The sequence below is a fragment of the Actinocrinis sp. genome, from assembly GCF_035650855.1.
In the GTDB taxonomy this organism is placed as follows: Bacteria; Actinomycetota; Actinomycetes; order Streptomycetales; family Catenulisporaceae; genus Actinocrinis.
Genome location: NZ_DASRGV010000011.1, coordinates 1 through 9900 on the forward strand (window position 1 = coordinate 1; position 9900 = coordinate 9900).

The 9900-nt window shown below is 70.1% G+C and carries 8 protein-coding genes and 1 pseudogene; 7 read left to right on the forward strand and 2 right to left on the reverse strand.

Annotated features, from left to right (window positions below; genetic code table 11):
* The 6 genes and pseudogenes from VFB40_RS00950 to larE form a co-directional block, all read left to right on the forward strand.
* A pseudogene (locus VFB40_RS00950) lies at positions 1-269 on the forward strand (sugar ABC transporter ATP-binding protein); the annotation flags it as partial.
* Entirely contained in the window at positions 220-1308 is a 1089-nt protein-coding gene (locus VFB40_RS00955; RefSeq protein WP_414641994.1) for an ABC transporter permease, read from the forward strand. The pseudogene VFB40_RS00950 and the gene VFB40_RS00955, both read left to right, overlap by 50 nt.
* A 19-nt stretch (positions 1309-1327) precedes the next feature.
* Positions 1328-2608 (forward strand): nickel-dependent lactate racemase, encoded by a 1281-nt coding sequence (gene larA, locus VFB40_RS00960; RefSeq protein WP_324847318.1) that lies wholly within the window; start codon positions 1328-1330, stop codon positions 2606-2608.
* A complete protein-coding gene (gene larB / locus VFB40_RS00965; RefSeq protein WP_324847319.1) occupies positions 2605-3282 on the forward strand; it encodes a nickel pincer cofactor biosynthesis protein LarB in 678 nt (225 codons plus the stop codon). Before larA ends, larB begins: the two co-directional genes overlap by 4 nt.
* Before the next feature lie 4 nt (positions 3283-3286).
* Positions 3287-4552: a nickel pincer cofactor biosynthesis protein LarC gene (gene larC, locus VFB40_RS00970; RefSeq protein ID WP_324847320.1), complete on the forward strand. Its 1266-nt coding sequence runs from the start codon at positions 3287-3289 to the stop codon at positions 4550-4552.
* The gene (larE, locus tag VFB40_RS00975) at positions 4512-5396 is read left to right on the forward strand and encodes an ATP-dependent sacrificial sulfur transferase LarE (protein ID WP_324847321.1); all 885 of its coding nucleotides are present in this window, start codon (positions 4512-4514) and stop codon (positions 5394-5396) included. Before larC ends, larE begins: the two co-directional genes overlap by 41 nt.
* 9 nt (positions 5397-5405) lie before the next feature.
* Here larE and VFB40_RS00980 read toward each other — a convergent pair whose 3' ends face one another.
* Positions 5406-6698, reverse strand: coding sequence for a poly(ethylene terephthalate) hydrolase family protein (locus tag VFB40_RS00980; protein WP_324847322.1), 1293 nt, complete (start codon positions 6696-6698; stop codon positions 5406-5408).
* A 443-nt stretch (positions 6699-7141) separates the two neighbouring features.
* On the opposite strand from VFB40_RS00980, the gene VFB40_RS00985 reads away from it, so the two are divergent.
* Positions 7142-8065, forward strand: a complete 924-nt coding sequence (locus VFB40_RS00985; protein WP_324847323.1) for an SAM-dependent methyltransferase — start codon at positions 7142-7144, stop codon at positions 8063-8065.
* Positions 8066-8133: 68 nt separating this feature from the next.
* On the opposite strand, the gene VFB40_RS00990 is transcribed toward VFB40_RS00985, so the two are convergent.
* Positions 8134-9900: alpha-L-fucosidase (locus VFB40_RS00990; RefSeq protein WP_324847324.1), on the reverse strand; the 1767-nt coding region annotated here is incomplete at its 5' end.

Here is a 9900-nt window from a genome sequence, read left to right on the forward strand (position 1 = left end):
GGGCGCTGGCGAACGACCCGAAGCTGCTGGTGCTGATCAGCCCGACCGCCGGGGTGGACGTGCGGTCCAAGGAGTTCCTGCTCGGCAAGGTCGAGCAGACCGCGGCGGGCGGCACCGGGGTGCTGATCGCCTCGGACGAGCTGGACGACCTGCGCCGCTGCGACCGGGTCCTGGTGCTGTTCCAGGGCCGGATGGTGGCCGAGATGGCGCGCGGCTGGCATGACCACGCCCTGGTCGCCGCGATGGAAGGAGTGGATCTGCGTGTCTGAGACCGCGTCCGACACCGCGTCGGAGACCGGATCGGCGAGGGACGCGCGCGACCCGGCGGGCGCCGTGCGCCGCCGCCGCATCGCCGTCGCCCGGCTGCGCGACCTGGCGCTGATCCCCGCCATCATCGCGATCGCGATCGTGGGCCAGGTGGTCAACCCGGTGTTCCTGCGCTCCGACAACCTGATCAACGTATTGCAGACGATGTCCGAGATCGCGGTGCTCGTGCTGGCCGAGACCCTCGTGCTGATCGTGAAGAAGATGGACCTGTCGCTGGAGTCCACGATGGGCCTGGCCCCGGGGGTCGCCGCATGGCTGACGGTGCCTAAGGGCGCGGGGCACGGCCTCGGCCTGCTGCCGGGCGGCTGGGCCGTCCCGGTCACGCTGGCGGTGGGCGTCGCGATCGGCATCGTCAACGCCCTGCTGATCATCCGGTTCGGGCTCAACGGCTTCATCGTCACGCTCGGCATGCTGATCGTGCTGCGCGGCCTGCTGACCGGCATCTCCGGCGGCCAGACCTTCTTCAACCTGACCGGCTCGATGCTGTATCTGGGCACCGCGCAGTGGCTGGGGATGCCCGCCTCGGTCTGGGTGACGCTGATCCTGTTCGCGATCGGGATCGTCGTGCTCAGCTACACGAGCTTCGGCCGCGCGCTCTACGCGATCGGCGGCAACGTGGACGCCGCGAAGACCGCCGGCATCCGCACCGACCGGGTGCTGTGGATCGTCATGGTCACCGCGAGCGTGCTGGCGGCGCTCGGCGGCCTGATGCTGTCCGGGCGCCTCGCCTCGGTCGCCTCGGCGCAGGGCAACGGGGACATCTTCACGGTCTTCGCCGCGGCGGTCATCGGCGGCATCAGCCTCAACGGCGGCAAGGGCAGCATGTTCGGCGCGTTCACCGGCATCCTGCTGCTGTTCCTGATCCAGAACGTGCTGACCCTCGGCGGCGTGCCGGCCCAGTGGATCGGCGCGCTGAACGGAGCGATCATCCTGGTCGCCCTGGTCATCTCCCGGATCACCGGCGGCAAGGTCCAGGACTGATGTCCACGGGGGACGCGAGATGAGGGTGCGCCTGGCATACGGTGAGGACGAACTGCACATCGAGGTCGATCCGCACCGGGCCACCATCGTCGAGCCCGTATACCGGGAAGCGGCGGCGGACCCGCGCGCGGCGTTGCGCCAAGCGCTGCGCAATCCCGTCGCCGGCCCGCCGCTGCGCGAGAAGGTCAAGCGCGGGCAGACCGTCGCGATCTCCGCCTGCGACGGCACCCGGCCGCAGCCGCGCGACGTGATGATCCCGGTGCTGCTGGAGGAACTCGACGGGCTCGTGCGCCTTGAGGACGTGGTGATCCTGGTGGCGACCGGGACACACCGCGGCAACAGCGAGGCCGAGTGGCGGCGGATGTTCGGCGACGAAGTCGTCGACGCGGTACGGATCGTCAACCACGACGCGCGCGACCGCGATCAACTGGTCTGGCTCGGACGGTTCGGCAACGACGTGCCGGTGTGGCTCAACCGCGAGTGGGTCGAGGCGGACGCGCGCATCACGACCGGATTCGTCGAACCGCACTTCTTCGCGGGCTTCTCCGGCGGGCCGAAGCTGGTCGCGCCCGGACTGGCCGCACTGGAGACGGTGCTCGTGCTGCACGACGCCAAGCGGATCGGGCATCCCTCCGCGACCTGGGGCGTGACCGTGGGCAACCCGGTACACGACGACGTGCGCGCGATCGCCGCCGCGACCGGGGTGACTTTCGCCCTCGACGTCGTGTTGAACCGGGAGAAGCAGATCGTCGCGGCGTTCGGGGGCGCGTTGCTCCCGATGCACTCGGCCGCCTGCGGCCTGGCCAAGGCGCTGGCGATGCGGCCGGTGCACGACCCCTTCGCCGTCGTGGTCACCACGAACTCCGGCTATCCGCTGGATCAGAACCTCTATCAAGCGGTCAAGGGCATGTCCGCGGCCTTTCAGGTCGTGCGGCCCGGCGGCACCATCGTGTGCGCGGCCGAGTGCCGCGACGGCTTCCCCGACCACGGTTCGTATCGCGAGGTGCTCGCCTCCGCGCCCTCGTCCCAGGCGCTGCTCGCCGCGATCCAGGCGCGGCCGCACACCGTGCCGGACCAGTGGCAGGTGCAGATCCAGGCTCGGATTCAGTCGCGCAGCCGCGTGGTCATGCACACCTCGTATCTCAGCGACGCGGACCTCTCCGCGGCGCACCTGGAGCAGACCGCTGATATCAGCGCGACCGTCGCCAAGGCGCTGGCGGCGGCCGGGCCCGACGCGCGAGTGTGCATTCTGCCGGAAGGCCCTCAGACGATCCCGTACCTGGTGTCGGGCCCGGCATGACCGACTCCGTATCCAACCTCGGCTACGCACGGGTCGACCTCGACCGCGAGGCGCGGCAGGGTCTCCCCGAGGTCGTCTACGGGCCGGGCAAGACGGTGGCGCAGATCTGCGGCATCGTCAGGGCGCTGCTGTCCGGCAACGTCGGCCCGGTCCTGGTCACACGCGTGGACGACGCCGTCGCCGAGCAGGTCGCGGCGCGGGTGCCGAACGGCCGCCACGACAGCGAGGCGCGGCTGCTGGTGTGGCGGCCCGCTGACGCCGGCGGGTTCCGGACCCTCGTGGTCGCGGCCGGCACCTCAGATCGCCAGGTCGCCGCCGAGGCCGGCGCGGTGGCCTCGGCGATCGGGCTGGACGTGGCGTGCATCCACGACGTCGGCGTCGCCGGAATCGACCGCCTGCTGCGGGTCCGCGACCAGCTGGCGGGCGCCGACGCGGTCATCGTCGTGGCGGGCATGGAGGGCGCGCTGGCCAGCGTCGTAGGCGGCCTGGTCGGCTGTCCGGTGATCGCGGTGCCGACCTCGACCGGCTACGGCGCCGCGCTGGAAGGAGTCACCGCGCTGCTGGCGATGCACGCCTCGTGCGCGGCAGGAATCACCGTGGTCAACATCGATTCCGGGTTCGGGGCGGCGATGGCCGCGCACCGCCTGGCCCGCACGGTCGAGGCGAGGCGGTGAGGCCTTGATCGTCGGCGAGGCAGTGACCTGCTGGATCAACCCGTTCACCGGTTTGGCCGGCGACATGCTGCTGGCCGCGTTGCTGGACGCCGGGGCGCCGCTGGACGGCGTGCGCGCGTCGGTCGCCAGAACCGGGCTCACCGGCTGGCAGCTGGAGGCCGAGCGCGTCGTCGAGCACGGCCTCGCGGCGACCCGGCTCGCCGTGCGGGTGACGGACGATCAGGAATGCCGGCCGGCGGCGCGGCTGATCGAGATGGCCGCGCGCGCGACTCCCGCTCCGGTCGCCCGGTTCGCGGTCAGCGCGTTGACCGCGATCGCGGAGGCCGAGGCCCGGCTGCACGCGAGCGCCGTCAGCGAGATCCACCTGCACGAGCTCGGCGGCCACGACACGCTGATCGACATCGTCGGAGTCGGCGCCGCGCTGCACGCGCTCAACGTGGACCGGGTCGTCTCCGCTCCCCTGCCGCTGAGCACCGGCCGCATCAACAGTGCGCACGGCCTGATCCCGCAACCGGCCCCGGCGACACTCGCGCTGCTCGAAGGCGCGGCCGTCGTAGCCACGGACCTGCCCGGCGAAACCGTCACGCCCACGGCGGCGGCGCTGCTCAGGGCGGCCGGGGCGCGCTACGGCGGACCGCCCGCGATGACGCTCGGCGCGACCGGATACGGCGCCGGAACGCGGCGGCTCGCCGACCGGCCGAACGTCACGGCCGTCACCCTCGGGCTGGCGGCGAGCGTCGACGTGCAGGCCTCGCTTCCGAGCGGGTCGATCGAGGAACCGGTCGTCGTGCTCGAAACCAACCTCGACGACGTGACCGCGGAGACGCTGGCATACGCGATGGCCACAGCAATCGACGCCGGGGCGCATGACGCCTGGGTGACGCCCGCGGTGATGAAGAAGGGCCGCTCCGCCCACGTCCTGCACGTGCTGGCCGACCCGGACGAGGCCGACCGGCTGGAGCGGCTGATCTTCGCCGAGACCGGCAGCCTGGGCGTGCGCCGCAGTGTACTGACTCGCACGACGCTGCCCCGGCACGTGGACACCGTGGACGTGGACGGTCATCCGGTCCGGGTCAAGATCGGGCCGCACGGAGCTAAGCCGGAGTTCGACGACGTCGCGCGGGCCGCGACGCGCCTGGGCCGACCGCTGCGCGCGGTCAGCCGGCAGGCGCTCGACCTGCACGCCGCAGCGACCACACAGCCCGGGTGGAAGGGAGAGCCGGAGCCGGATGAGCAGCCAAACCCCGTCGGCGGCGTCGACGAGTACTGAGACAGCTGAGGCCGAGCTCGTCGAGTCCAAAGCGGCGCTTCTGATCGCGAGCTTGCGCGCGATCGGGCCGGTCGCGGTGGCCTACTCCGGCGGGACGGACTCAGCCCTCGTACTCGCCGCCGCGGTAAGAGCCTCGGGCGCCGACCGGGTGCTCGCCGTAACAGCGGTCTCCGAAAGCCTGGCCTCCGGTGAGCTCGACGCGGCCGCGGCCTTCGCCGCCCGGCTCGGCGTGCGGCACCTGGCCGAGCGGACCTCGGAACTGAGCAGCCCCGGCTACCGGGCCAACGGCCGCGACCGCTGCTACTTCTGCAAGTCCCACGTCCTCGACGCGATTGGCCGCCTGGCGCGCGAACACGGCTTCGAGCAGCTGGCGACCGGAACGAACGCGCAGGACGCAGCCGACCCCTTTCGTCCCGGAATCCGCGCCGGATCCGAGCGCGGCGTGCACACCCCGTTGCGCGACGCCGCGCTGAGCAAGGCGCAGGTGCGCCAGATCGCCCAGCACTGGGACCTGCCGGTCTGGGACAAACCCGCGACCCCGTGTCTGGCCAGCAGGATCCGCTACGGCGTCGAGGTCACGAGCTTGCGTCTGGCCCAAGTGGACCGGGCCGAGCGCGCGGTGCGCCAAGTGCTCGCCTCCGCCGGGCTGCGTCCGCGCGATCTGCGGGTACGCCATCTCGGCGACAGCGCCAGAGTCGAGGTCGACCCGCACTTGGTCGCCGCGGTGCGCGACCTGCCCGAAATGCTCGACGCCGTCGCGGCCGCTGGTTTCGGAACCGCGCCGGTGACGGTCGACGGCTTCCAGTCCGGACGGCTCAACGTCGAGCAACCTGCGCTGCGCTGAAGGACGGCGTCAGGGGCTCGTGCAAGTAAGGGCGGGGGTGGAGGGCGCGCCGTTGGCCAGGAACCCGAAGGTGGTCGACGCCCCGGCCCCGAGCGAGCCGTTGTAGGACACGTTCGACACCGACACACTCGAGCCGCTGGCACTCAGCGTCCCGTTCCACACCTGGGTGATCTGCTGACCACCGCTCAGGCCCCAGCGCACACTCCAACCGCTGATCGCGCTGCTGCCGGCGGTGACCGTCACCTGTCCCTGGAATCCACCCGGCCAGGAACCCTCAGCCTGGTACGTCGCCGAACACTTACCTGAGGGCAGCGTCATGGAAGGGCTCGCTGAGGGACTGCTCGACGGGCTGCTCGACGGGCTGGCTGTGGGACTGCTCGACGACGACGACGAGGGGCTGCCGCTGCTGCCGCCGGGCGGCACATACGGGCACTTCGACTGATACATGGAGATCGTGGAGGGATCGGGCAGCGACGGGCACAGGAACTGCTCGTAGCGGGTGTCGCTGTCCAAGAACACCTTGAGCCACGGGATGATCAGCTTCATCTCCACATTGTTCGGGTGCGTGTAGTACACGTGATCCGCACCTGCGATCTCCGCACGCGCGCTCTGAGTCGAGGCCGGGAGCGTGGCGTAAAGATTCGTGAGATACGAGGGCGTCACGGTGCCGTCGGCCTGCCCGCCGATGATGAGGGAGGGCACGTGATCAGTGGCCATGGTCAGTCCCATGCCGGGGAAGCCGGGCGCCAAGCCGATCATGGCCCTGAGAGACGGGCGCTGCTCGGCCGCTTCGATCGCCCCGGCGCCGCCCGCCGAATGCCCCAGCACCGAAAGCCGGTTCGGGTCGACTTCGTTCTTCACCGCGCTCTGCGTGGTCAGCCAGTTGAGCGCCGCGGACAGCTCGGCGGCGCGCTGCGTGTCGCTGTCGGTGGTGGTGTTGGTCTCGATGCAGATCACGACGAACCCGAACGACGAGAGCCACGGGCCCATCCAGGCTTCCTCGTTCGCGCACTTGGCGGTGTAGCCGGGCACGATCGCCAGTGCGCCCCACGTGCCCTGGCTGGTGTCGGTCGGGTAGTACACCACTCCCCCGCCGAAGCCGTTGCCCTGTGACACTGCCATCTGAGCGGTCGCGAACGTGCCGCGCGTTGCCTCGATGCTCTGAATCGTCGGGTCCGGGCCGCGCTGGGTGCCGTTGGGCGTCACCGCGCCCGCCGCCGGCTTCACCGAAGCCGGAGCGGTGGCCAGCATCGCCGCGATCACGGCCGCGACACCCACCATCGCCGCGATCGCCGACCGCATCGGATGTGGCCGCCGATAACCGCCCGTCGCACGGCGAGTACCGTCATGAGCGTCCTGAGGCACGAACATCACCTTTCTCGCGCCAGCCGGCCGCCCTCCGCCTCGCGTACCGGAGAACGGCTTTGGTGGGATGTACCGACCCGCCGTGCAAACTGCCGCGGGTGAAGTTGCCAACTCGGACAGGAAACCTCAAGACCGGTGCTTCTGGGCGCCAATCCCGCCGCAACCGACGACGAGGAGTCAGCGCAGGCCAGCTCACCAGTTCGATCACGTTCGATTCGGCGAACCCTGCCATGCCGGCCGCGGCCCGACCGAAAGTTTCAAGCGATCAAGCACCCGTTCAGCTGAGGCGTTGCCGTTCACATCCCATGAGTAGAGGACGAGATCCACTGCTAAGGCCTACCGTGGTAGCCATCTCGTCTCTGAACCGCAAAGGGGATCGCATGCTTGGGGACTCCGACGAATCCGGCGCCGCTGATCGCGCTCAGCGCATCAACGCGAGAATCGACACGACCCGGCCGCACCCCGCGCGCGTGTACGACGTCTTCCTCGGCGGCAAGGACAACTATCCGGTCGACCGCGCCGCGGCCAAGGCGGCGCTGGCGGCCAACCCCAGGGGCTATCTCAACGTCTGGCACAACCGCGACTTCGTGCGCCGCGCCGTCAGCCACCTGACCACGACCCTGGGCATCAGCCAGTTCCTCGACGTGGGCACCGGTCTGCCCACCGCGGAGAACGTGCACGAGATCGCGCAGCGGATCGCGCCACACTCGCGCATCGTGTACGTGGACAACGACCCGGTGGTGCTCGCGCACGCGCGCGCCCTGCTCACCAGCAGGCCCGAAGGGGCGGCCGACTACCTGGACGCCGATCTGCGCGACGCCGAGAGCATCCTGCGGAACGCCGGGCGCACGCTCGACTTCGACCGTCCGGTCGCGCTGGTGCTGGCCGCGGTGCTGCACTTCGTCGAGGACGAGGCGGCGTACGACGTCGTCGCACGGCTGCTCGGCGCGCTCGCTCCCGGCAGCTACCTGATCCTCAGCCACCTCACCGCGGACCTCAACCCCGAGACCGGCATGAAGGTGGCCAAGTCCTACGCGGACAGCGGAATGACGTTCGTGCTGCGTTCCAAGCCCGAGATCCTGCGGTTCGTCACGGACAGCGGCCTCGAGCTGGTCGAGCCGGGCGTCGTGCCCGTGCACCACTGGCGCCCCGACCACCGGCCGTGGGCCCTGAGCGTCCATCAGACGAACGACGCCGACCTGTTCGATGACCTGGACGACATCGAGAAGATCACCTACCGCGACATCAACGACGTCACCGACGCCGACATCAATGTATACGGATTGCTCGCGCGCAAGTCCTGAGCGTGAGGCAGGTCAATGCGCGGCCCGGCCGCGGCTTCGTGCCGCGGCCGGGCCGCTTTCGGCGACGGTCAGCTGGACGGCGTCCCGTTCACCGTGAACGAGGTCGGCGAGGAGTCGTTCGCGGTGAAGGTGCCCTGGAAGCCGAACTGCACGTTGCCGCCGGCCGGGATGCTGGCGTTGTAGCTCGCGTTGGTCGCGGAGACGGCCGCGCCGGATTGGCTGACGGTGGCGTTCCACGCGTTGGTGATCTTCTGGTCCCCTGGGAAGGACCAGGCGACGGTCCAGCCGTTGATCGCGCTGGTGCCGTTGTTGGTGACCGTCACATTGGCGGTGAACCCGCCGCCCCACTCGGCGGTGCGCGCGTAGTCGACGTGGACGCCGCTGCCGCCGCCGCTCGAACCGCCGGAGACCGACCAGGTGAACGCCGCCGAGCCCGAGGCTCCGGTCGAGTCCTTGGCGGTGACCGTGACGTTGTAGGACCCTGAGGTGCTCGGCGTGCCGGAGATCAGGCCGGAGGCGCTGATCGACAGTCCGGGCGGCAGGCCCGTGGCCGAGAAGGTCAGACTCTGCCCGGACGCCGAGTCAGACGCGTGCACCTGCAGCGCGGTGATCGCCGTCCCGACGGTCCCGGTCTGGCTGCCCGGGTTGGTTACCGTGACGGTGTTGCCGCCGCCGTTTCCGGGCGGACCGCCGATCTGCCCGGAGAAGGTGAGCTTGACCGTGTACGCCAGCGCGCTGAACGGGGCGCTGGAGGACGGCATCGCGAAGTGCAGGCCGCCGCTGTCCTGGGTCGGCTTGGGCAGGTTGATGTACGTCCCGGTGGTGTTGCCGAGCAGTTGCGCGGAGACCAGTCCGGCGAGGTTGAAGCTGTTGGTGCCGAGGCTGGTGACCGTCATCGTGCTGCCCTGCCAGCCAAGCGCGGTGGCGTACAGGATCGTGTTGTCCTGGCTGCGGGTGAAGCGGATGTCCTTCGGCGTTCCCGCGCGCGGTCCGGTGAACGAGCCGCCGCCCATCGCGGTCGGCCCCTCGCCGTACGAGGTCCACGACCGGGTCGCGTAGATCGCCTCGCCGAAGCGGCCGAGCCAGTCGCCGATGCCGAGCAGGATGCTCTGCTGCTGGGACGGGATGGTGCCGTCCGCCATCGGCGAGATGTTCAGCAGCATCGTGCCGCCCTTGGCGACGCGGTCGATCAGCGCGTGCAGCAGCGCCTGCGTCGTGTAGTAGCCGAGGCCGACCGTGTAGCACCACGAGGAGGAGGAGATCGCGTCGTCGGTCTCCCAGTACGGGGTCAGCAGGCCGCCGGGTCCGCCGCGCTCGTAGTCGTAGACCTCGCCCTTGTTGTCCAGCCCGTCCTTGTAGGTGGCCACCACGTCCTTGTTCCAGGCCACCGCCTGGTTGTAGTAGTGCGCAAGGAACTGCAGCCGGTAGGACTCCTGCACCGCGGTCAGGTCAAAGTCCTGATAAATCAGGTCCGGTTGGTAGCCGTCGATGACCTCGATCAGCTTGTTGTACCACAGCAGGTTCTCCGGGCCGCTGCCCTGCTGCCCGAACAGGATGCGCAGGTTCGCATCGGACTGATACGGCACGTACTGGTAGTAGCCGTTGAAGTGGTAGGCGTGGTGCAGGGAGCACATGAACTTCAGCCCCTGGCCGCGGATGGCCTGCGCGTGCTGCGCCACCAAGTCCAGCTTCGGGCCCTTGGCCACGGCGTTCCAGGGGTTCGAGGCGCTGTTCCACATCGAGAACCCGTCGTGGTGCTCGGCCACCGGACCGGCGAAGCGCGCACCTGCGTTCTTGAACAGCGTCGCCCAGGCGTTGGGATCCCAGTTGCCGCC